Below are 22,441 nucleotides of genomic sequence, written 5' to 3'. Positions count from 1 at the left end.
GGCGAGCAAAGCGACACGCCCCCTCCACCTGACTATCAGGGTTAAGGCGCGTTGGTTGACGTTAAACGCTTACGCATTAGTGGAGAGACTAATGGATCCGCCAGCAGTGTGCCTGCGGGCCTTTACCCTGTCAAGATGACAAAAAAGGGGAGCCGGTGGCTCCCCTCTGTGCATCGCGTGCTGATTAGGCGTGGTATTTACGCATTACCAGCGTGGCGTTGGTGCCACCGAAGCCGAAGCTGTTGGACATCACGGTGGTCAGCTTAGCGTCAGTCGGTTTGGTGACGATGTTCAGGCCGGCAGCCTGCTCGTCCAGCTCTTCGACGTTGATGCTCGGCGCGATAAAACCGTGCTCCAGCATCAGCAGGGAGTAGATAGCTTCCTGTACGCCCGCCGCGCCCAGCGAGTGGCCGGTCATCGCTTTGGTTGCCGAGATAGCCGGGCTGTTGTCGCCGAACACTTCGCGAATGGCGCCCAGCTCTTTCACGTCGCCGACCGGAGTAGACGTACCGTGGGAGTTCAGGTAATCGATCGGCGTATCAACGCCGTGCATCGCCATCTGCATGCAGCGCACCGCGCCTTCGCCAGACGGGGCGACCATGTCAGCGCCATCGGAGGTTGCGCCGTAGCCGACGATTTCCGCATAGATATGTGCGCCACGCGCCAGGGCGTGTTCCAGCTCTTCCACCACGACCATACCGCCGCCGCCGGCGATAACGAAGCCGTCACGGTTAGCATCATAGGTACGGGACGCTTTTTCCGGAGTGTCATTGTATTTGGTGGACAGCGCGCCCATGGCGTCGAACTCGCAGGCCATTTCCCAGCACAGCTCTTCGCCGCCGCCGGCAAAGACGATGTCCTGTTTGCCCAGCTGGATCTGCTCTACCGCGTTACCGATACAGTGTGCGGAAGTGGCGCAGGCCGAGCTGATGGAGTAATTCACGCCGTGAATTTTGAACGGCGTGGCGAGGCAGGCGGAAACGCCGGAAGCCATCGCTTTGGTGACCACATACGGGCCCACGGCTTTCAGACCACGCGGGCTGCGCATGGCATCGGCGCCGAAGACCTGGAATTTCGGGGAACCGCCGCCGGAGCCTGCAATCAGACCGACACGCGGGTTATTCTGGTATGCTTCCGGCGCCAGACCTGCGTCGGCAACGGCCTGTTCCATGGACAGGTAAGCATAGATGGAGGCGTCGCTCATGAAGCGCACTACTTTGCGGTCAATGAGGCCAGTGGTATCCAGTTTGACGTTGCCCCATACGTGGCTGCGCATCCCTGAATCTTTAAGCTCCTGAGAGAAAGTGATCCCTGAACGTCCTTCACGCAGAGATGCCAGGACTTCCTGCTGGTTATTACCGATGCTGGAAACGATGCCCAAGCCAGTAATCACTGCACGTTTCATTAAATACCTCTGTAAGTCGCACTATTTTAAGTTTCGTGTCGCACAATAGCGTACACTTGTACGCCGAACAAGTCCGATCAGACATTTTATGTATAAATTTGCGCCCTCAGGCACACATCGTTAAGATCGTGCTACGCCTTGTGATTCGAGTAACTTACGTGAAACAAAACGCCATACAACCAGCCAACCTGGAATTCAACGCTGAGGGTACACCTGTTTCCCGAGATTTCGACGATGTTTACTTTTCCAATGACAACGGTCTGGAAGAGACGCGCTACGTTTTTCTCGGTGGAAATCGCCTGCCGGAGCGCTTCGTCAGCCACCCTCGCCCGTTGATGATCGTCGCGGAGAGCGGCTTCGGTACCGGGCTCAATTTCCTCACCCTCTGGCAGGCCTTTGACGTTTTTGTTCGCGATAACCCGGACGTTACCCTGCAAAGGTTACATTTCATCAGTTTTGAGAAATTTCCGCTGAAGGCTGAGGATCTGCACCTGGCGCATCAGCGCTGGCCAGAGCTGGCCCCGTGGGCGGAACAGCTGCAGGCGCAATGGCCATCAGCCTTCGCCGGGTGCCATCGTTTGCTACTCGACGGCGGGCGGGTGACGCTCGATCTGTGGTTTGGCGATATTAATGAGCTGACCAGTGAGCTGGATGATTCGCTAAACCAGCAGGTGGACGCCTGGTTTCTCGACGGTTTTGCCCCGGCGAAAAATCCCGACATGTGGACCCAGGATCTGTTTAACGCCATGGCGCGCCTGGCGCGTCCCGGCGGGACGCTGGCCACCTTTACCTCCGCCGGCTTTGTCCGCCGCGGCCTGCAGGAGGCCGGCTTTACCATGCGTAAAACCAAAGGCTTCGGCCGCAAGCGGGAGATGCTGACCGGCGAGATGGCGCAAACGCTGAGCTTTCCTGCGCAGGCCCCCTGGTTCGCTCGCAGTAGCAGCGATGCCCGCGAGGCAGCCATCATCGGCGGCGGGATCGCCAGCGCCCTGCTCTCACTCGCCTTGCTGCGCCGCGGCTGGCAGGTGACCCTTTACTGCGCCGATGAGGCTCCAGCGCAGGGCGCCTCCGGCAATCGCCAGGGCGCACTGTACCCACTGTTAAGCCAGCACGATCCGGCGCTGGCACGCTTTTTCCCGGCTGCCTTTACCTTCGCCCGCCGAATGTATGACGCGCTGCCGGTGATGTTCGATCACGAATGGTGCGGTGTCACCCAGCTCGGCTGGGATGAGAAAAGCGCGCACAAAATCGCCCAGATGCTGGCGCTCAATTTACCCCCTGAGATCGCCTGCTCGGTGACAGCAGAGCAGGTCGCCGAGCTGACCGGCGTTGATACCGGCTGCGGCGGCGTCGCCTATCCGGCCGGCGGCTGGCTCTGCCCGCAGCAGCTTACCGCCGAACTGCTGGCGCTGGCGGCCACTCGCGGTCTGCACGTGCACTATGGTTATCAGGTTAATACTCTGAGCGCGGAGGGCGAGGGCTGGCTGCTCAATCAGCAGCGCTATCATCAGGCGGTGGTGCTGGCCAACGGTCACCGCATTGCGGATTTTGCACAAACCGCCCAGCTACCGGTCTACCCTGTTGGCGGCCAGGTCAGCCATATTCCCACCACCCCGCTGCTTTCCGCCCTGCGCCAGGTGCTGTGCTACGACGGCTACCTGACGCCGCAAAATCCGCGCAATCAGCAGCACTGCATTGGCGCCAGCTACCATCGCGGGCGGAGCGACATCACCTTCAGTGAAGAAGATCAGCAGCACAACCGGCAACGGTTGATCGACTGCTTCCCTGGCGCAGAATGGCCACAGGATGTGGACATCAGCGCCAATGACGCCCGCTGCGGCGTGCGCTGCGCCACCCGCGATCACCTGCCAATGGTCGGCAATGTACCGGACTATGAGGCAACATTGACGCAATATGCCAGCCTCCACGAACAACAGGATCACGCCGGTAATGCGCCGGTCTGTCACAACCTGTTTATGCTTGGCGCGCTCGGATCGCGGGGACTGTGCACCGCGCCGTTAAGCGCTGAGCTGCTGGCGGCGCAAATGAGCAGTGAACCGCTGCCGCTGGATAGCGATACTCTGGCGGCACTGAATCCGAATCGGCTGTGGGTGAGAAAACTGCTGAAGGGAAAAGCGGTGAAATAAAACCATCAGGACAGGCAATTTCCCGGGTACGGCTGACGCCTGACCCGGGCTACAACATGGCTCAGGCCTGATTTTTCGCCTGCTGATACAGGTTATGCCACATCCCCTGCACCAGAATTTGGTCCGGCGGCGACAGTTCGCCAGCGTTGATGGCTTTCTCCAGGCTCTGGCTGACCTTGCTGTTGACGGCTTCAGCGGAATGCTCGCCCTCTCCTTCCAGCTCAGCCACCGCCAGCGTCAGGTGGCCACGCAGATAACCGCCGGCAAACAGTTCATCATCACTGGCGTGGTCTACCATGTTGTCAATCAGCGCCAGAATGCGTGATTCAAACTCCGCGATCATCATCTTACCTCTTGTCATGTCATGTGTGGCCTTAGTGCAGGTCTTCCGGCCACGGAAAATGTTCCGCCGTCAATGGCGGCGTTTGATAATAGTGTTGTAATGCGCGAATAAAGCGCGCCGGACGCTCGGGGATCCCTTGTTCAAGCAAAGTCATCACCTGAGCATGCACCCGGCGCTGGAAGGCGATGCGATCGGGCTCAACGTCCCCTTCCAGATTGTCACAGCTGACGTTAAACGGAAATCCCGCCGCCACGCAGAACAGCCAGTCGAAGGCCTGCGGTTTGACCTCAACGTTCTCAAACTGGCTTTGGGTCATCGCATCGCGGCCATCCGGGCAGTACCAGTAACCAAAATCCACCAGCTCACGGCGGGCTTTGCCAGCGATACACCAGTGAGAAATCTCGTGCAGGGCGCTGGCAAAAAATCCGTGCGCAAACACGATACGGTGATACGGCGTTTCATCGTCTGCCGGAAGGTAGATCGGCTCATCGTCGCCTTTAATCAGGCGAGTATTAAAATCTTCGGCAAAGCAGCTGTCGAAGAGGTCAATCAGCTGCTGATAATGGTGTTGCTGTTGCATTAATGAATTCCCAACCACTGCAAAATCTCCGCCCCGTGGCTGTCGAAGAGAAGTTTCGCGCTCATCACCGCCGAGACGATGACGATCATCGGCCGGATCAGCGACTGCCCTTTACTCAGCACCAGCCGGGAGCCGGCACGGGCGCCAATAAACTGTCCGGCCATCATCACAAAGCCGGTGGCCCAGATAACTTTCCCACCGATGATAAACAGCAGCAGGCCGCCGACGTTTGAGGTGGCGTTCAGCAGTTTGGCATGGGCCGTCGACTTCGCCAGATTAAACCCGGCCAGGGTGACAAAAGCCAGTGCATAAAACGAACCGGCGCCGGGGCCAAAAAAGCCGTCGTAAAATCCAACGCTGCCGCCGGCGACCAGGGCAAATGGCAAACCGTACAGGCGACGCTGCCGGTCGGCTTCGCCCAGTTTCGGCATCAGCAGGAAATAGAGGCCAATACCGATCACCAGCAACGGCAGGATCTGCTTAAGAATATCGGACTGGACGTGCTGGACCAGCAGGGCCCCGGCGGTCGAGCCAATAAAGGTCATCAGAATATTCAGCTTCTGATCGGCGAGACTGACCACCTTGCGCCGCACAAAATAGAGGGTCGCCGAGAGCGATCCGCCACAGGCCTGCAGCTTGTTAGTGGCCAGCGCCTGGGCTGGTGGCATTCCGGCCGCCATCAGCGCCGGCACGGTCAGTAAGCCCCCGCCCCCCGCCAGTGAGTCAATAAAACCGGCCAGGATGGCGACAAAAAAGAGTACCACCAGCACCAGCGGCGATACGGCAAATAATTCGATAAAACTATCCATTACAGCACATGCTCATCCAGTAGCGCCTGGCAGGAAGGCGGCAGCGGCGGCGGCGTCTTCTTCACAGGAGGGGTAGACCCAGGTTTAGGAGGTTCGAACCAGCTCTGCAACTCAGCCCCACAGCCATCGCCAGGCGGTGGCGGTGCCTGATCTTCACACTCGAGGCTCCCCGCCGGACAACGTAGACGGACATGCATATGGGCGCGATGCTGGAACCAGGGACGGACTTTACGCAGCCACTGGCGGTCGCTGCCCGCGTCCAGGCACAGCTGCTGTTTAATCGCCGGGTTGACGAAAATACGGGTAACCTCGCTATCTTCCGCCGCCAGCTTGATCAGCTGGCTGATTTGCGGACTCCACAGCGACGGTACCACGCGTTTGCCGTCGCTGGCGACCAGGTCCAGCGCCTGCGGCTTCAACAGCTGAGACGATGTCCAGCGCGTTTGCGGCAGTTGGAGAAAGATATCGACATCCAGCCCCGTCTGGTGACTGGCGTGGCCGCCGTTAAAGCGCCCGCCCGCCGGCATCCCCATATCGCCAATCAGCACGGTTCCCATGCCTTTATTGTGCACCTGATTACTCAGGCGCTGAATGAACTGCACCAGATCCGGATGACCGAAGTAACGACGCTGATCGGTACGCATCACCTGATAGCCGGTAGCACTCAGAGGAAGCGCCTCGGCGCCAACGATACAGCCATTGGAAAACGCACCAATTGACTGGGCGCTGCCGCCGATCGGCTGGGTTATTTTCTGCCACGGCGTGGCGGCCAGGCTACCGGCGCTGACCAGCAGCGCCAGCAGGGCGATAACGGTGTTTTTCATGGTTACCAGCGTGGAATTGTCGTCGTCACGTCGCCATTCTGCGCGCGCTGACGCATAAAGTGATCCATCAAAACGATCGCCAGCATCGCCTCAGCGATCGGTACGGCGCGAATGCCGACGCACGGATCGTGACGCCCTTTGGTGATCATCTCCACCTCTTCGCCAAAGCGGTTAATCGTATGACCGGGAACGGTAATACTGGAGGTAGGCTTCAGCGCGATGTTGGCAACGATCTGCTGTCCGCTGCTGATGCCGCCAAGAATGCCGCCGGCGTGGTTGCTCTGGAATCCGGCTTTGGTGATTTCATCGCGGTTTTCGCTGCCGCGCAGCTTCACCACCTCGAAACCGTCGCCAATCTCCACGCCTTTCACCGCGTTAATACTCATCAGCGCGTGGGCGATGTCGGCGTCAAGGCGATCGAAGACCGGCTCGCCGAGACCCGGCGGTACGCCGTCGGCAACGACGGTAACTTTGGCGCCTATAGAGTCACCCTCTTTTTTCAGGCCGCGCATCAGCTCGTCCAGGGCGTCAATTTTATCTGGATCCGGGCAGAAGAAGGGATTCTGCTCAACCTGATCCCAGTCTTTGATAGCCAGCGGAATATCACCCATCTGTGTCAGGCAGCCGCGAATGACAATGCCGAACTTCGCGGCGAGGAATTTTTTGGCAATCGCCCCGGCCGCCACGCGCATCGCGGTTTCGCGCGCAGAAGAACGACCGCCGCCGCGATAGTCGCGCAGACCATACTTTTGCTCGTAGGTGTAATCGGCGTGGCCCGGACGGAACAGATCTTTGATAGCGCCGTAATCCTGCGAACGCTGATCGGTATTCTCAATCAGCAGACCGATACTGGTCCCGGTGGTAACGCCTTCGAAGACGCCGGAGAGGATTTTAACCTGATCCGGCTCGCGACGCTGCGTGGTGTAACGCGAGGTGCCCGGGCGGCGACGATCGAGATCGTGCTGCAGGTCGGCTTCGGTCAGCGGAATGCCCGGCGGCACACCGTCAACGATGCAGCCCAGCGCCAGGCCGTGCGACTCGCCGAAGGTAGTGACGCGAAAGAGTTGTCCAATTGTATTTCCTGCCATCACGGCTCCATTCTTTGTCGTTATGTTGGCGTGTTGTTTTTTTAGTCTTTATAAATACCGAAGTGCGCACGAGCGTCAATCAGCTGCTGTTTGGTCAGCATAAAGACGCCGTCACCGCCGTTATCAAACTCAAGCCAGGTAAACGGCACGTCCGGATACTGCTCCATCAGATGTACCATGCTGTTACCGACTTCACAAATCAGAACCCCGTCGTCGCTGAGATAATCCGGCGCATTGCCGAGGATGCGGCGCGTCAGCTTCAGGCCATCGCTCCCGGAGGCCAGACCCAGCACCGGCTCATGCTCATACTCTTCCGGCAGATCGGCCATGTCCTCTTCATCCACATACGGCGGATTGGTGACAATCAGATCGTACTGCAGCTTCGGCAAATCGCGGAACAGGTCGGAACGGATCGGCGTCACGTGATGGATCAGGCCATGGGACTCGACGTTGTGCTCGGCGACAGCCAGCGCATCCGGGGAGATATCCACCGCATCGACTTCCGCCTCGGGGAAGGCATAGGCGCAGGCGATGGCGATACAGCCACTGCCGGTGCACATATCAAGGATGTGCTGCGGTTTGTGGTTAATCAGCCCGGCAAACTGGTTATTGATCAGTTCGCCAATCGGGGAGCGCGGCACCAGCACCCGCTCATCAACGTAAAACTCATGACCGCAGAACCACGCTTTGTTGGTCAGATAGGCGACGGGAACACGCTCGTTCACACGGCGGATCACCCGCTCTACGATGCGGTGTTTCTCGCTGGAGGTCAGGCGCGCAGTGCGCATATCTTCCGGGATATCAAGCGGCAGGTAGAGGGACGGCAGCACCAGCTGAACCGCCTCATCCCACGGGTTATCGGTGCCGTGACCGTACCAGATGTTAGCAGCGCTGAAACGGCTGACCGCCCAGCGCAGCATGTCCTGAATGGTATGCAGCTCATTGACTGCCTCATCAACAAAAATTTTATCCACGACATCCTCCAGGGCACACTCTGCTATAAATTCGGCGGCTAGTGTGCCATGAAGACGGCGATAAATCAGCATTCTTGCGTGGGGTGGCCGGGGAAAAAACAGGTTTTCCTTGCCCGAAGGGATATTGAGTCGGGTAAACTAGCGCAAAGTATTCATGAGAGCGGACAATGAAAAAGAAGACATCGCTTAGCGAGGAGGATCAGGCGCTGTTCCGTCAGCTGATGACCGGTACACGAAAGATCAAGCAGGACACCATCGTTCACCGCCCGCAGCGCAAGAAAATCACCGAGGTTGCTCCTAAGCGTTTGCTGCAGGAACAGGCCGATAACAGCCACTATTTCTCTGATGAGTTTCAGCCGTTGCTGAATACCGAAGGCTCGACGAAATATGTCCGCGCCGACGTCAGCCATTTTGAGTTAAAAAAGCTGCGCCGTGGGGATTATTCGCCAGAGCTGTTTCTCGATCTGCATGGGCTCACCCAGCAGCAGGCCAAACAGGAGCTGGGGGCACTGATTGCCGCCTGCCGTCGCGAACATGTGTTTTGCGCCTGCGTGATGCACGGGCACGGCAAACACATTCTCAAACAGCAAACCCCGCTGTGGCTGGCGCAGCACCCGCATATTATGGCGTTTCACCAGGCACCCAAAGAGTACGGCGGTGACGCCGCACTGCTGATATTGATTGAGGTCGAGGAGTGGCAACCGCCGGAGCTGCCGTAACGGCGGGCTCCGGGGGGCCGTCAGATGGCGTTGGCCATCTTGAGGTTGCAGGGGCTTTTCTGCCAGAGGAACTCACCTTTGCCGTCGGCGTCCAGCGTCACGCAGGCGATAGCCGAGGTGGTGAACATCGGGGGCGTTTCCCCCGGACACAGCTCTGAGACCAGATACCCCACCAGCGGCAGGTGAGAGACGACCAGCGCCGTCGCCACGCCTTCATTCGCCAGCGCCTGAAGATAGGCGCTCACCATTCCCACATCGCCGCACGGCGTGAGTTCCGGCATCACGTCGACATGTTTTGGCAGGTTCATACACTCCCCAACAATATCCAGCGTCTGTTCTGCACGCAGATAGGGACTGACAAGAACGCGCTCAATATCCACTTTTTGACCTTTCAGCCAGGTTGCCATCTGACGAGACTCATCACAACCGCATACGGTTAATGGACGAACCGAGTCACTGGCTGCATCGAGGGCAGCGTCGCCGTGACGCATAATAAAAACTTGCATATTGCACCGCTTTTGTTAACCAGAAGCACCGTAGTTTGGCCTGCGAAGACAATACGCAGGCGACCCGGTGGCCGGGCATTGTGCCTGATCCATTCCACGAATGAAACGCTGTTTTTTACCTCAATGGCGTAAGTATAGTCAATCATTGTTTACAAAACAGCCAATCAACAGCGTCATCCGTAGCCGGATTTACCTTCTTTGACCACAACTTAGGTCAGCCGTTCATCCGCTGGCCAAAAGGTTGTCCCCTGTTCGGCCATGCGTAACAAAGTGTCACAGGGTGTAAAACGTGGGCCGTACTGGGCGGCCAGGCGCTGCAGGATCGCGGCAACTTCACCCGCGCCGATAGTATCCATATACCGGAACGGGCCGCCAAGAAATGGCGGAAACCCTATACCAAAGACGGCGCCGATATCGCCATCGCGCGCGCTGCGGATAATTCGCTCATCAAAGCAGCGCGCCGCCTCGTTAAGCATCATCATCACACAGCGCTCCGCCACCTGCTGCGCGGAGAGCCGCGACGGGGAGCGGTCGATGCCCAGCAGCGGATAGACTGCCGGGTCGGGCCGTTTTTTGCTTTTACGCCCTTTTGTCTCATAAAGATAGAAACCACGATTATTTTTTCTACCTTTGCGATCGTCCTTCAAAATCGCGTCAATGATGTTTGCAGGCGGGCTAAAACGTTCTCCAAACGCGCTCTCCAGCACGGGGATAATTTTGGTGCCGGTATCGATACCCACCTCATCGAGCAGTTGAATCGGCCCCACCGGAAAACCGAATTTAACCAACGCGTTATCAATCACCTCAACCGGTTCGCCTTCCACCAGCAGGCGCATCGCTTCATTGATATACGGCGCCAGTATGCGATTCACATAAAAGCCCGCTTTATCTGCGACAACAATCGGCGTTTTTCCCTGCCGTTTAGCCAGCTGCACCACGGTGGCGATAGTCTGCGGGTCAGTTCCCTTATGCGGGATCACTTCCACCAGCGGCATTTTCTCCACCGGACTAAAAAAATGCAGGCCGATTACCTGCTCCGGACGGCTGGCGTGGGCGGCAATATCGCCGATCGGTAACGATGAGGTGTTCGACGCAAAGATGGTCTGCTTCCCACCGTATTGTTCCACTTCGCTGACCATCCGCTGTTTGAGAGCCAGGTCCTCAAATACCGCCTCAATCACCACGTCGCGATGAGCAAAGCCCTGATAGTCTGTGGCGCCGGAGATCAACGCCATCTGGCGATCGCGCTCGCCCGGGCGCAGACGACGCAGGCGAACCTGTTTATTCAACAGATCCCAGCTGTACTTTAAGGCGTGGTTGATGCCACGCGGCTGGATATCTTTAATGCGCACCGGCAGCCCGCCCTTACAGGCGGTCACATAGGCGATTCCCCCGCCCATCAGGCCGCCGCCCAGCACCGCAATGTTCGTCAGCGGCCTGGGCTCTGCTTCGGCGCCACGATCTTTTTTCAGATCGGTACTGGCAAAGAAGATTGAGCGAAGCGCCTGCGATTGCGGGGTCATCGCCAGTTCACCAAACGCGCGAGCTTCTTCGGCGTAACCGCTGCTGCAGCCGTGGGCCAGACCATTCTCGACAACCTGCAGAATTCGCTTCACCGCCGGATAATTCCCCTGGGTTTTACGCTGCGTTTGTTTGCCGACAAACTGGAATAACAGATGGCGGCCCAAAGGCCCCGCCAGCACGCGTTCGCGTACCGGCATATCCCGGCTGGCCGGTCGCCCCTTCAGCGCCAGCTCCACCGCCGCCTGCAGTAAAATCGCCTGCGGCACCACCTCGTCTACCAGACCGGCTTTCAGCGCCTGTCGCGCACGCAGCTGCCTGCCGGTGAGCATCATATCCAGCGCGGTGCTGACGCCAATCAACCGCGGTAAACGCTGTGTCCCGCCGGAACCCGGCAGCAGGCCAAGCTGCACTTCCGGCAAACCGAGTCGGGTTTTTTCGTCATCGCTACAGATGCGGGCGTGACAGGCCAGCGCCAGTTCCAGACCACCACCAAGGCAGGCGCCGTGGATGGCGGCAATCACCGGGATCGATAAGCCATGGATCTCAGACATAATCTGCTGTCCCTGGCGCGCCAGCGACTCCGCCTCCTGCGCGCTTTGGCAGCGGGCAATCATGTTAATGTCTGCGCCAGCGATAAAGTTATCCGCTTTGGCGGAGATAAACACCACGCCGCGCAATGACTTATCATCACGAACCTGGCGTATCAAGCCGCGCACCTGATTGCCGAACTCAGCTTTCAGGGTATTCATTTTCTCACCCGGGGCATCGATGGTGATCACCGCGACCTTGTCCTCACGGACCTCAAGCTTAAAAGCGGAAACAGCATCCATTATTCAGCCTCCAGAATCATCGCCGCACCCAGACCACCTGCCGCGCAGGCCGTCACCAGGCCAAATCCCCCGCCCCGCCGCCGCAGCTCATGCAGCGTCTGGGTGATCATTCGCGCGCCGGTGGCGGCAAAGGGGTGCCCATAGGCGATAGAGCCGCCGAGGACGTTAAACTTGCTCTCCTCTACCTCGCCGGTGGCCTGCGTGCGTCCCAGCACCTCGCGGGCAAAGCGTTCGCTTGCCAGACACTGGAGATTGGCCAGGGTCTGCGCGGCGAAGGCTTCGTGCATATCGATAAGCGTCAGATCCGCCAGCGTCAGGCCAGCTCTCTCCAGCGCCAGCGGCGTGGACCACGCTGGTCCCAGCAGCATATCCTGCCAGACATCAATAGCGGTAAAGGCGTAGCTGCGCAGATAACCCAGCGGCCTCAGCCCCAGCTCTTTGGCCCTGGACTCGGTCATCAGGATCACCGCTGCCGCGCCGTCCGTCAGCGGCGTACTGTTGGCGGCGGTGACGGTGCCATGTTTGCGGTCGAAGGCCGGGCGTAACTTCTGATAATCAGCGAGTGTTGAATTTTTACGAATGTTATTATCCTGCTCCAGCGGCTCGCGAAAAGGGGGAGCATAGGCGGTCATTACCTCTGCCGACAACTTTCCCTCTTCCCAGGCTTTGGCCGCCAACTGGTGCGAACGATGCGCCAGTGCATCCTGTTGTTCCCGGGCGATCCCCCAGCTTTTTGCCATCTGCTCGGCGGTATCGCCCATCCGCAAACCGGTTGAATATTCCGCCACCGCCGGAGGAACCGGTAACAGGTCGCGCGGCCGCAGACGCGAAAACAGCTTCAGTTTCTGACTCAGCGAGCGGGCCTTATTGGCATCCACCAGCGTACGGGCCAGTGTTTTACTGACCCCAATGGGCAATACCGAGGAGGAGTCGGCGCCGCCGGCAATACCGGCGCGGATGGTGCCGGCCATCAGGCTTTCAGCGACGTTCGCCACGGCCTGGAAACTGGTGGCGCAGGCGCGGCTGACGCTATAGGCGTCAGTATGAACGCTCATGCCGGTACCCAGCACAATTTCTCTGGCGATGTTCGGCGCTTCCGGCATCTGCACCACCTGGCCAAAGACCAGTTGCTCGATGACTTCGGCAGGAATGTCGTTGCGCGCCAGCATCTCGCCAACCACCATTTTTCCTAAATCAACGGCCGGAACGCCATGAAAAGCCGTTGCCTGACGCGCGAACGGCGTGCGTAACCCCGTGACAATGGCAATGCGATCGCCCTGACGGGTGATAAGCGGTAATGCCTGACTCATAACACTCCCCTGTTAACCAAGACAACCAAGTGGTCTGACCTGATAGCATTCTTAACTAATTTTTTACATTAAGCCAATCGGAGAAGCGCAAAATTGCGAGCCAAAACACAGTGAAGAGAAAAGGTAACGCCCCGTATTCGGGGCGTCAGGAGGAGGGATTAACGTAAGCCCAGCTGGAAGATCAGCGATTCTGCTTCGCAGCTGAAAACAAAATCGATATCCAGCTGCACACCGCCGTCAACGTCAGTAAAGGTTGGGTTAATTTTGCACGGCTCAGATTCGACATTGCGGGCTTTTTCGCTTAACGCGGCGAGCGTTTGCTCGGCTTCCGCGCGGTTGGCGAATACGCGACTGTATGAGGCGGTGCAGTCGGTGTTGTCAACAATCGTGCCAACATCCATACAGCAGCAAACCGGGGTTTCATCAGCGCTACATTTACTCATCGTGGATTTCCTCTGGAGATGCACCTGCGGTGCCAGACAAATTGTGTTTATTTTAAGCCCTGCCCCCGGTGAGCCTCCAGCCGAGAATCGCCCTGGCGGCGTTAAGTGACAGAAATCACACTTAAAAATGATCTAAAACAAAAATCCCCTTCTGTTCCCCTTGCTCTCTCCGGGATTTTTGCCAGCTGGATCGCGTTTCTGTTATCACAATTGAAAAACTTCATAAACAAACTTGCAACAACTCATCTGGTCAGACCTATACTCAGCGCACTGGTCTGATTTCTTGGTTGTACCGCAGACCCTACACTCCCGCGCTTCTGTTACGGCATGTAACATAGTTTAAAAAAAAATAACTCAATGAGGTTATGGGCATGAGCCAGAAAACCCGCTTTACCCAATCTGCCCTTGCAGTGGCTGTCGCACTTGTTTCCACCCAAGCCTGGTCAGCAGGCTTCCAGCTCAACGAATTCTCTGCATCGGGGCTGGGTCGCGCCTATTCCGGTGAAGGTGCTATCGCTGACGATGCTGGTAATGCCAGTCGTAACCCGGCATTAATTATGATGTTTGACCGCCCGACCATGTCGGCGGGCGCCGTTTTTGTCGACCCGGGCGTTAATGTTTCGGGCACCTCCCCCACCGGTAAAAGCCTGAATGCGGACAATATTGCCCCGACGGCGTGGGTGCCTAACTTCCACTTTGTCGCGCCGATTAACGATCAATTTGGTTGGGGGGCGTCCATCACCTCTAACTATGGCCTGGCAACGGAATACAACGACGACTATGCGGCCGGCAGCATGGGCGGTAAAACCGACCTGACCACCGCTAACTTCAACCTGAGCGGCGCCTACCGCCTCGACAGCAACTGGAGCTTTGGCTTAGGTTTTGATGCGGTCTACGCCAAGGCGAAGATTGAGCGCTATGCTGGCGATTTGGGTCAGATTGTCGCTGGCTCTGGCGCGCTGCCGCCAGCGCTGGCAGGCCAGGTGGCGAAGATCCCGGCCGACACGCAGATCGCCCATCTTAACGGCAACGCGTGGGGCTTTGGCTGGAACGCCGGGATCCTCTATGAGCTGGATAAGAACAACCGCTACGGTTTAACCTACCGTTCTGAGGTGAAGATCGACTTCGACGGTAACTACCGCAGCAGTCTGCCGGCGGCTTATAACCAGATCCTTGGTAACTTCGGCCTGCCCGCGGGAACCAACGGTCAGACCACCAATGGTTCATTGACGCTTAACCTGCCGGAAATGTGGGAGCTGTCGGGTTATAACCGTGTGGCACCGCAGTGGGCGGTCCACTACAGCCTGACCTACACCAGCTGGAGTCAGTTCCAGGAGCTGAAAGCGACCGGCAGCAACGGCCAGACGCTGTTCTATAAAGAGGAAGGCTTTAAAGACGCCTATCGTCTTGCGCTGGGGACCACCTATTATTACGACGATAACTGGACCTTCCGTACCGGTATTGCCTTCGATGACAGCCCGGTACCGGCCAGCAATCGCTCCATCTCTATTCCGGATCAGGATCGTCTGTGGCTGAGCGCGGGTACCACTTACGCCTTCAACCAGGATGCGTCAGTTGACGTTGGGATATCCTATATGCATGGGCAGCATGTTGAAATTAAGGAAGGCCCGTATACCTTCCGTTCCGAAGGGACCGCCTGGCTGTACGGCGCCAACTTCAACTACCGCTTCTGATAAGCCGCGCACAACAAAAAAGGGTGAACATGATGTTCACCCTTTTTTTATCATTCGCCGATCACTGTGAATCGATATCTTTCAGTTCATCCTGAATAGCCTGGGCATTCGGGTTGTCCGCCGGGGTCAGCTTACCGCCGTTAGCGATAAAATCATGACGCTGGAAGTAGGCTTCACGCATCAGAATGTAAGGATCGGAAGACTGGCGCAGCAGGCCGTCGGAATCCAGCAACTGAGCACGCGTCTCAATCCCTTCCACCGCCCATTTACCGATCGACATCGGCCAGGTCAGCCAGGAGAGCACCGGATACAGGCCATCGGCCATATCGCCGCCTTCATCGCGCAGGGTAAAGCTTCCATAGAACGGCAACTGAACATACGGGCCATAGCCAACGCCATAATGGCCAAGCGTACTGCCGAAACGATGCGGCTCAACGCGCTGTAGCTGCGGATTCGCCATCCCGGCCACATCGATAAGCCCACCCATACCGAGAATGGTGTTCAGGAAGAAGCGGGTAAAATGCACCATACCTTTATAGGGATCGCCCTGCAGGAAGTAGTTCACCATCACCGCTGGCTCTTCCAGGTTACTGGTAAAGTTGCTTAACCCATTGCGCGCCGGCTGCGGGACATAGTCACGCCATGCCACCGCTACCGGGCGAAGCACGTAAGGATCAACCACATTAAAGTTGAAATTGAACATCGTGCGGTTAAACCCTTCTAACGGGTCTGAACGCCCCTGCGGCCGATCGCCAGAGCTGGAACTGGCACATCCCACCAGCAATGTGGCGCCAAGCGCAAGCGCCGACAGGCGATAATTCATAGATGTCTCCCTGGTTTTTATGGCTATCGCGAGTTGCCATCCATGACGGAAAGACAACGCTTCCGCCCGTAAAGATGTGAGCGATTGTAACAGCACGTTGAACGATGTCTATATCACCCAAGTTGTTGATTTGATCATAGCCTGGGAATAACGAGATCGCGGGGCTCCTATTCTACCGGAGCGACAAAAATCTGACGTTACCATTTTTGCGATTTCAGAGTATGCCCAGCCAGACGGCAGGGAAAGCCGCTACGCTATTACTATACAGATTGATAGCGAGGACCACGAAATGGATGAACTAGACAATAACAAATTAAAGCCAGAGGATGACGAACGAGAAGTTGAAAGTGAGGAAAATCAGCGTGGTGAAGAGATAGAAGTGAATGAAGATCGCCTTCCCTCGCGGGCGATGGCGATCCATGAACATATTCGCCAGGAAGGAGAAAAAGAGATGGAGCGCGATGCGCTGGCCCTGCTGTGGTCAGCGATTGCAGCCGGTCTGTCGATGGGAGCCTCCCTGCTGGCGAAGGGGATTTTTCACGTCAAACTGGAGGGGATCCCGGGCGGTTTTTTACTGGAAAACCTCGGATACACCTTTGGCTTTATTATTGTGATTATGGCTCGCCAGCAGCTGTTCACTGAAAATACGGTCACCGCCGTTCTGCCGGTGATGCACAATCCTACTCCCGGCAACGTCGGTTTACTGATGCGGTTATGGTCGGTAGTACTGGCGGGCAATCTCATCGGCACCGCAGTGGCCGCCTGGGCCTTCAATTATATGCCTATATTTGATGAGCCAACCCGTCAGGCCTTTGTTAGCATCGCCGAAGACGTCATGAAAAATAGCCCGACAGAGATGTTCGCCAACGCGATTATTTCCGGCTGGCTGGTTGCCACCATGGTCTGGATGTTTCCTGTCGCCGGCGCCGCCAAAATCGTGGTGATTATTCTCATGACCTGGCTTATCGCCCTGGCGGATACAACTCATATCGTGGTGGGATCGGTCGAGATACTTTATCTGGTATTTAACGGAAACCTGCCCTGGACGGACTTTATCTGGCCGTTCGCCCTGCCGACGCTGGCGGGAAATATCTGCGGCGGGACCTTCATCTTCGCACTGCTGAGCCATGCGCAGATCCGTAACGACATGAGCAGTAAGCGAAAAGCGGAAGCCCGCACCCAGGCGGCGGAGAAAGCCAAAAACGCCGACAGGGCATAAAAAAAGCGCCCTGAGTGGCGAGGGTTTAAGCAGTCAGACGGTATGGCTCTTACTCAGGCGGACAAAAAACGCTATACTCGTGCCGCCTTGTCCCCTTAGTTAAATGGATATAACGAGCCCCTCCTAAGGGCTAGTTGCAGGTTCGATTCCTGCAGGGGACACCATATAAACGTTGCCCGCCATTCACCACGATGACCTAAACACCAGCCAGAACGTATTCTTCTCGCAATCATAATTAGCCGACGATTTCAGTATGGTTAGTCCTGCCAGGAAGGAACGTGTCTTTGTCAATCACGCAGACAATAAACCGACAGCAACGCGCATTTCTGCGTACAATACCTTCTGACTTTTTCAGTCAGTAGCCGCGACCTTTTACAACCTTCTCTGGACGATACAGGAGCCAGACGTTGATATGAAACAGATCACCCTTAGCGATATGCAGCAGCAGAGCGAAGCGGCAGCCCATGCGCCACGTTTGCGCGCGCATCGCAATTTTCATCCTGAACTGAGCGACCCGATACAGCGTCTGGCCATCGCCATGGAACCTGGCACCTATATCCGCCCGCACCGGCACAGACATACCTTCGAACTTTTACTGCCGCTGAAAGGCCGATTCGTGGTACTGAATTTTGATGACAACGGCGTGGTCACCAACCGGGTGGTGCTGGGTGAAACCTGTACGGCGCTGGAAATGGAGGCTGGCACCTGGCATACGGTGCTGTCACTGGACGCTGGCGGAATGGTGTTTGAAGTCAAACAAGGCGCTTATCAGCCGCTTGCTGAAATGGACACCATGGCCTGGGCGCCAGCTGAAGGCCAGCCGGGCACTGCAGAAATGATGGCATGGTATGCCATCGCGCAACCGGGTGACCGTTTCCCAACTGCAGCGCGATAAAAAGCCACGATCAAACGGACGCCGCAGGCGTCTGTTTGATTTGCCCAATCGTTCGCAAAATCTGCCACAGACACAGAACCCTTGCATACCGCGCTACCGGTCGTTCTCAACTTTTCAGCTGTGTGGAGAAATAGTTAGATTCAGCAAACTATTTTTCTCTACGATTAAGAGATGATAAGATAACGCGATAAAGTAAGTATTTAGCAGTAAAACAATAACAATAGCCAATTAATCATTATATTATTCTCAATGTGAATGGATTTATTCAACAGGTAAAGGAAGTCAGCGAAAAGAATAAATGATTGTAATCAGCTCAGGTTTGCTGACCATGGCCATTTATGTTTTCATCGACATATGATTTTATGAATATAACAGAACGGAACATCTGGAAGCTAAATAATTTACCGCCCATGGAGTACTGCTCCCTGGCGCGGGCGCAAAAATTATTAAACTGTGAACTTGAAGACATTCTTCACTGGCATGATATTGGCGCGATCAATCTATGTCTGAAGCTCAACCCAACGCGGGGCACATTAAAAATCGCCGTCCTTTCTCATCAGGAAAAAGACGTCACGACCGCGTTCAGTCCGCTTGCCTCAGCCGAGGCCGCGGAGACTATCTGGTCGCCCCACTCCCATATCCGCAGCATTTTGCGGCTTGAAGGGGATATTCCGATGATGGAAACCCTGCGCGGAAATACGGTGACGCAGTTCAACGTTAAGGTATCTGCCTCAGGACTCTGGCATCCACATTGCCGGAATTTAATGGCCTTGCTGGAAGCGCCTGTTGATATTATTCGCGAAAGCAAACTTAGCATGATGTTGCCTGATAAACCGTTTGTTTATTGTCATTTCATTCCGGATGAAGATGAACGTCCCGCCATATCATTAAACCGTATCTATATCACCAGCCAGGCTATTGAGAAAATATACGCTCACAGTATTAGTGCCCGACCGATGGATGTGACAAAAAATCCACTACTCGAGCATTCCTCTTATATTCAACAGGAATTAACCTTGCTGCCGCAAAATGAGGTATTACTGGAGTTTATTCACTATATTATTCAGTCTCCTACCATATTTAATGAAAAGCTGCAGAATATGGCTGAGCCAGACAAAGCCCAGCTCTTTCGTCATGTGCTGGAAAGACTCAAAGAAGAAGGAATGCTCAGGGAAGATACTCTGTCCAGTGAGCATTATTAGCGATGCCAACCATCAAACCAGCGTGGCAGCAATCTGCTGCGCCATGGCGATGAATTCGCGCGACGCGGCGCTCTGCCAGGCGCCCTGGCGCTGCAATAAACAGGCCGTTCGTTGTAGCAGCGCAGGTCTTAGCTCAAGCGCCACCACATCATCATACTGCCCGGCGATCGTCGCCGGCAGCAGCGTCGCAAGCGGCGTGCATCGAATGATCGACAGAACGGCGCCAATCGAATTAGCCTCCATCCGCACGTCTGGTTCGAGCCGATGACGGTGGCAATAACGATCGATCTGTTCGCGGGTAGCAAACTCGCTGCTGAGTAAAATCAATGGCTGCGCGTCGAGAGCCGGCAACTGCAGGTAGCTCTCTCGTGCCAGCGGATGCGCACGACTCACCACCAGCGCGAGGGTTTCAGTCAGCAACGGCTGAGCCACAATATCCCGCGAGAGGCTTTCGTCAAAGGCAATCCCTATATCAATTTCATCCTCCAGCAACATCGCCTCCATCCGTTCCTGGTTCATTTCCTGAATAAGCACTTTCACTCCGGGGTAGCGTCGATAATATGCTCCCATCAGCGGCCCGAGCAGGTAAGTGGTAAAAGTCGGCGTCATAGCGATGCGTAGTCTTCCCCGCTGGAGATCTTGCACATCATGCAGGGCGCGACGTCCCTCCTCAAGATCGCGTAAGGCGCGTCGGGCATACTCCAGCCAGATCTCTCCGGCATCAGTTAAGCGGGTATGGCGGCCTGAACGATCGAAGAGCTGAACCTCAAGCATTGCTTCCAGCTGGCGGATCTGCTGTGACAGCGCGGGCTGTGAGACATGCAGCGCTGCGGCGGCGCGGGTAAAGCCGCGATGTTCAGCCACAGCGATGAAGTAGGAAAGATGGCGCAAGAGCATTTGCCTACCTATAAGTAATTCCAATAGGGTGCATCATAAATAAGTCTTTTAACTTATGAAACAAGTTGCGTACTCTCTCCACATCATTCCCCTTATTTTCACTTTCAATCACAGCTTGTGCAGGAGTGACAATGTCCGCTCACGATCGCTATCTCCAGCGCGCCTTAGCGCTGGCAGATCAAAACGTTACCCACGGCGGCCGCCCCTTCGGTGCCGTGCTGGTGCGCCATGACCAGATGGTCGCCGAGGCCGTCAATACCTTTCATCTGAACGGCGACCCAACGGCGCACGCCGAACTGAATGCTGTTCGCGATATTGCCGCCAGGCTGGGAAGCGCGGTGCTGCGCGAATGCGTCATCTATGCCAGCGGGCAACCCTGCCCGATGTGTCTCAGCGCACTCTATTTAACCGGCGTACGGGAAGTGTTTTTCGCCAACAGTAATCAGGATGGAGAACCCTTTCAGCTCTCAACCGCCGCGATTTATCAGCAGTTGCAGCAACCGCTGGCGCAACAGACATTACCGATCCATCATCGCCCACAGCCGGAGGGGCTGGCACTTTATCAGCGCTGGGCGGAACAGCAGTCATGAAATCAGCGCTGCGACAAAACCTGACGCTGGCAGTCCTGGTGCTGATTGGAATCAATATGCGGCCGCTGCTTACCTCCATTGGCCCTTTGCTGCCGGACATCCGCGCCGCCAGCGGGATGAGCTATACCCTGGCCGCTCTCCTGACCGCGCTGCCGGTGATCGCGATGGGCGTGCTGGCCCTGGCCGGCGGCTGGGTCGATCGTTTTATCGGTCAAAACCGCAGTATTGCACTGAGTCTGCTGATTATCGCGGTAGGCGCCCTGCTGCGGGAAATTGCCCCGCACAGCGCCTTACTGCTCAGCAGCGCCCTGGCCGGAGGAATTGGCATCGGTATTATCCAGGCCGCCATCCCGGCGGTGATTAAGCGACTGTTCACCCGGCGGACGCCTCTGGTGATGGGGTTATGGTCGGCGGCACTGATGGGCGGCGGGAGGTTAGGTGCTGCGCTCACACCCTGGATGGCATCACACAGCGCAGCCTGGCACCAGGCGCTGGCCTGGTGGGCGCTCCCTGCGCTGCTGGCGCTGGTCAGCTGGCTGACGATTTGTCGGCAATTGCCCTGCGCTCCTCATCAGCATGACGAGCTTCCCCGGGTCGCCGTTTTTCGACAACGCCGCGCCTGGACGCTGGGACTTTATTTCGGATTGATCAATGCGGGCTACGCCAGCCTGATCGCCTGGCTACCGCCGTACTATATTCAGCTTGGCGACAGCGCCCAGGACAGCGGCTCGCTGCTGGCGCTGCTCACCGTTGGGCAAACTGTCGGCGCCCTGCTGCTCCCGGCGCTGGCACGCCAGGATGACCGGCGTCAGCTTCTTCTGTTGGCTCTGGCGCTACAGTTAACTGGCTTTTGCGGCTTCATCTGGCTGCCAGAGCACTTCTCTGCACTCTGGGCTATCGCCTGCGGCGTGGGACTGGGCGGCGCCTTTCCCCTTTGTCTGGTGCTGGCGCTGGATCACGCCGGACAACCGGCGGTAGCCGGCAGGCTGGTAGCCTTTATGCAAGGTATTGGATTTATCATCGCTGGCCTCTCCCCCTGGCTTTCCGGCCTGTTGCGTAGCCTGAGCGGGAACTACACGCTTGACTGGTCCTGGCATGCGATCTGCGTTCTGCTACTCATGGCGCTTACACTGCGTTTTATTCCAGCGCACTACCCCTCTGAGTGGCAACAGCGCACCTCTGACCTGCACTGAACCGGCACCGGCGCGTGGCGAAGCCGATGCCGCGCGTCGCCCACTTTATCCCCGTTAAAGCCGTTTTCCGCGCGTCGCTGGCGCTAAATTTATTACCGAGTGAAATTAATGTGTCGCCGAATCACGACACTCGTAAGTAACTAAAAATTAATAAAAAAATGCCTCTTGTCTCCCTCATTTTTTAGGCGTACATTAGCGCCATCTGGAGCACAAAGCACACAGAATTGCGAGCTGCCGCAGCATGATTTTTCATCCGCGACAGCTCCGGAAAAACAGAACAATTAATTCATTTGAACGTCGCATAAGCGCGTGGAGTGATGAGTCGTGAAATACTTCTTTATGGGTCTCTCTTTTATGGTCATCGTTTGGGCCGGTACTTTCGCCCTGATGATCTAGACTGCAGCCGTGTCAAAAAAAACGGGAGCC

General features: G+C 56.6%; 22 protein-coding genes and 1 tRNA gene. 10 read left to right on the top strand and 13 right to left on the bottom strand.

Annotation, left to right across the window (positions count from 1 at the left end):
- Positions 1-184: 184 nt before the first annotated feature.
- Positions 185-1,405, bottom strand: a complete 1,221-nt coding sequence (gene fabB / locus B8P98_RS08160) for a beta-ketoacyl-ACP synthase I (RefSeq protein ID WP_025713429.1) — start codon at positions 1,403-1,405, stop codon at positions 185-187.
- A 158-nt stretch (positions 1,406-1,563) separates the two neighbouring features.
- Here fabB and mnmC point away from each other — a divergent pair, with 158 nt between their 5' ends.
- Positions 1,564-3,552, top strand: coding sequence for a bifunctional tRNA (5-methylaminomethyl-2-thiouridine)(34)-methyltransferase MnmD/FAD-dependent 5-carboxymethylaminomethyl-2-thiouridine(34) oxidoreductase MnmC (gene mnmC, locus B8P98_RS08155; protein ID WP_095032868.1), 1,989 nt, complete (start codon positions 1,564-1,566; stop codon positions 3,550-3,552).
- A gap of 61 nt (positions 3,553-3,613) precedes the next feature.
- Here mnmC and B8P98_RS08150 read toward each other — a convergent pair whose 3' ends face one another.
- From B8P98_RS08150 to prmB, 6 genes are read right to left on the bottom strand one after another with little or no spacing between them, the layout of a single operon-like run.
- Entirely contained in the window at positions 3,614-3,895 is a 282-nt protein-coding gene (locus B8P98_RS08150; protein WP_025713431.1) for a YfcL family protein, read from the bottom strand.
- A gap of 31 nt (positions 3,896-3,926) precedes the next feature.
- A complete protein-coding gene (locus B8P98_RS08145; RefSeq protein ID WP_025713432.1) occupies positions 3,927-4,475 on the bottom strand; it encodes an elongation factor P hydroxylase in 549 nt (182 codons plus the stop codon).
- Complete coding sequence (locus B8P98_RS08140) at positions 4,475-5,284, bottom strand: sulfite exporter TauE/SafE family protein (protein WP_025713433.1); 810 nt, start codon at positions 5,282-5,284, stop codon at positions 4,475-4,477. The genes B8P98_RS08145 and B8P98_RS08140 overlap by 1 nt, the downstream gene beginning before the upstream one ends.
- Positions 5,284-6,108 (bottom strand): penicillin-insensitive murein endopeptidase, encoded by an 825-nt coding sequence (gene mepA, locus B8P98_RS08135; protein ID WP_080896889.1) that lies wholly within the window; start codon positions 6,106-6,108, stop codon positions 5,284-5,286. The genes B8P98_RS08140 and mepA overlap by 1 nt, the downstream gene beginning before the upstream one ends.
- A gap of 2 nt (positions 6,109-6,110) precedes the next feature.
- Entirely contained in the window at positions 6,111-7,196 is a 1,086-nt protein-coding gene (gene aroC / locus B8P98_RS08130; RefSeq protein ID WP_025713435.1) for a chorismate synthase, read from the bottom strand.
- 41 nt (positions 7,197-7,237) lie between these two features.
- On the bottom strand, positions 7,238-8,170 hold the full coding sequence (gene prmB / locus B8P98_RS08125) for a 50S ribosomal protein L3 N(5)-glutamine methyltransferase (RefSeq protein ID WP_080896888.1): 933 nt from the start codon (positions 8,168-8,170) through the stop codon (positions 7,238-7,240).
- 167 nt (positions 8,171-8,337) lie between these two features.
- Here prmB and smrB point away from each other — a divergent pair, with 167 nt between their 5' ends.
- Complete coding sequence (gene smrB, locus B8P98_RS08120; protein WP_004201792.1) at positions 8,338-8,889, top strand: endonuclease SmrB; 552 nt, start codon at positions 8,338-8,340, stop codon at positions 8,887-8,889.
- Between the two features lie 20 nt (positions 8,890-8,909).
- On the opposite strand, the gene sixA is transcribed toward smrB, so the two are convergent.
- The 4 genes from sixA to B8P98_RS08100 form a co-directional block, all read right to left on the bottom strand.
- On the bottom strand, positions 8,910-9,395 hold the full coding sequence (gene sixA / locus B8P98_RS08115; protein WP_002913355.1) for a phosphohistidine phosphatase SixA: 486 nt from the start codon (positions 9,393-9,395) through the stop codon (positions 8,910-8,912).
- A gap of 209 nt (positions 9,396-9,604) precedes the next feature.
- Entirely contained in the window at positions 9,605-11,749 is a 2,145-nt protein-coding gene (gene fadJ, locus B8P98_RS08110) for a fatty acid oxidation complex subunit alpha FadJ (protein WP_095032867.1), read from the bottom strand.
- Positions 11,749-13,059, bottom strand: a complete 1,311-nt coding sequence (fadI, locus tag B8P98_RS08105; RefSeq protein WP_095032866.1) for an acetyl-CoA C-acyltransferase FadI — start codon at positions 13,057-13,059, stop codon at positions 11,749-11,751. Before fadI ends, fadJ begins: the two co-directional genes overlap by 1 nt.
- 158 nt (positions 13,060-13,217) lie before the next feature.
- The gene (locus B8P98_RS08100) at positions 13,218-13,502 is read right to left on the bottom strand and encodes a YfcZ/YiiS family protein (RefSeq protein ID WP_025714531.1); all 285 of its coding nucleotides are present in this window, start codon (positions 13,500-13,502) and stop codon (positions 13,218-13,220) included.
- Positions 13,503-13,873: 371 nt separating this feature from the next.
- On the opposite strand from B8P98_RS08100, the gene fadL reads away from it, so the two are divergent.
- A complete protein-coding gene (gene fadL / locus B8P98_RS08095; RefSeq protein ID WP_042929920.1) occupies positions 13,874-15,196 on the top strand; it encodes a long-chain fatty acid transporter FadL in 1,323 nt (440 codons plus the stop codon).
- A 61-nt stretch (positions 15,197-15,257) separates the two neighbouring features.
- Here the strand turns inward: fadL and mlaA are convergent, their stop codons facing one another.
- On the bottom strand, positions 15,258-16,019 hold the full coding sequence (mlaA, locus tag B8P98_RS08090) for a phospholipid-binding lipoprotein MlaA (protein ID WP_002913362.1): 762 nt from the start codon (positions 16,017-16,019) through the stop codon (positions 15,258-15,260).
- Positions 16,020-16,308: 289 nt separating this feature from the next.
- On the opposite strand from mlaA, the gene B8P98_RS08085 reads away from it, so the two are divergent.
- The 4 genes from B8P98_RS08085 to B8P98_RS08070 all read left to right on the top strand — a co-directional run bounded on the left by B8P98_RS08085 (position 16,309) and on the right by B8P98_RS08070 (position 19,335).
- Entirely contained in the window at positions 16,309-17,238 is a 930-nt protein-coding gene (locus B8P98_RS08085; RefSeq protein WP_080896885.1) for a formate/nitrite transporter family protein, read from the top strand.
- 89 nt (positions 17,239-17,327) lie between these two features.
- Positions 17,328-17,402 (top strand) — tRNA-Arg (locus tag B8P98_RS08080).
- A gap of 248 nt (positions 17,403-17,650) precedes the next feature.
- Positions 17,651-18,133 carry a WbuC family cupin fold metalloprotein gene (locus tag B8P98_RS08075; protein WP_095032865.1) on the top strand — a complete coding sequence of 161 codons (483 nt, stop codon included), beginning with the start codon at positions 17,651-17,653 and terminating at the stop codon, positions 18,131-18,133.
- A gap of 362 nt (positions 18,134-18,495) precedes the next feature.
- On the top strand, positions 18,496-19,335 hold the full coding sequence (locus B8P98_RS08070; protein ID WP_095033616.1) for a hypothetical protein: 840 nt from the start codon (positions 18,496-18,498) through the stop codon (positions 19,333-19,335).
- A gap of 12 nt (positions 19,336-19,347) precedes the next feature.
- On the opposite strand, the gene cynR is transcribed toward B8P98_RS08070, so the two are convergent.
- Positions 19,348-20,232 carry a transcriptional regulator CynR gene (gene cynR, locus B8P98_RS08065; protein WP_080896884.1) on the bottom strand — a complete coding sequence of 295 codons (885 nt, stop codon included), beginning with the start codon at positions 20,230-20,232 and terminating at the stop codon, positions 19,348-19,350.
- A 131-nt stretch (positions 20,233-20,363) separates the two neighbouring features.
- Here cynR and B8P98_RS08060 point away from each other — a divergent pair, with 131 nt between their 5' ends.
- The 3 genes from B8P98_RS08060 to ypdK all read left to right on the top strand — a co-directional run bounded on the left by B8P98_RS08060 (position 20,364) and on the right by ypdK (position 22,411).
- Positions 20,364-20,822 (top strand): nucleoside deaminase, encoded by a 459-nt coding sequence (locus B8P98_RS08060; protein WP_025711415.1) that lies wholly within the window; start codon positions 20,364-20,366, stop codon positions 20,820-20,822.
- Positions 20,819-22,015 carry a CynX/NimT family MFS transporter gene (locus B8P98_RS08055; protein WP_095032864.1) on the top strand — a complete coding sequence of 399 codons (1,197 nt, stop codon included), beginning with the start codon at positions 20,819-20,821 and terminating at the stop codon, positions 22,013-22,015. Before B8P98_RS08060 ends, B8P98_RS08055 begins: the two co-directional genes overlap by 4 nt.
- Positions 22,016-22,339: 324 nt before the next feature.
- The gene (gene ypdK / locus B8P98_RS30400; protein ID WP_099119320.1) at positions 22,340-22,411 is read left to right on the top strand and encodes a membrane protein YpdK; all 72 of its coding nucleotides are present in this window, start codon (positions 22,340-22,342) and stop codon (positions 22,409-22,411) included.
- The last annotated feature ends 30 nt before the right edge of the window (positions 22,412-22,441 follow it).

This window comes from Klebsiella quasivariicola, assembly GCF_002269255.1.
In the GTDB taxonomy this organism is placed as follows: Bacteria; Pseudomonadota; Gammaproteobacteria; order Enterobacterales; family Enterobacteriaceae; genus Klebsiella; species Klebsiella quasivariicola.
Note: the sequence above shows the minus strand (reverse complement) of the source record. Positions and strands in the feature narration are given on the sequence as shown.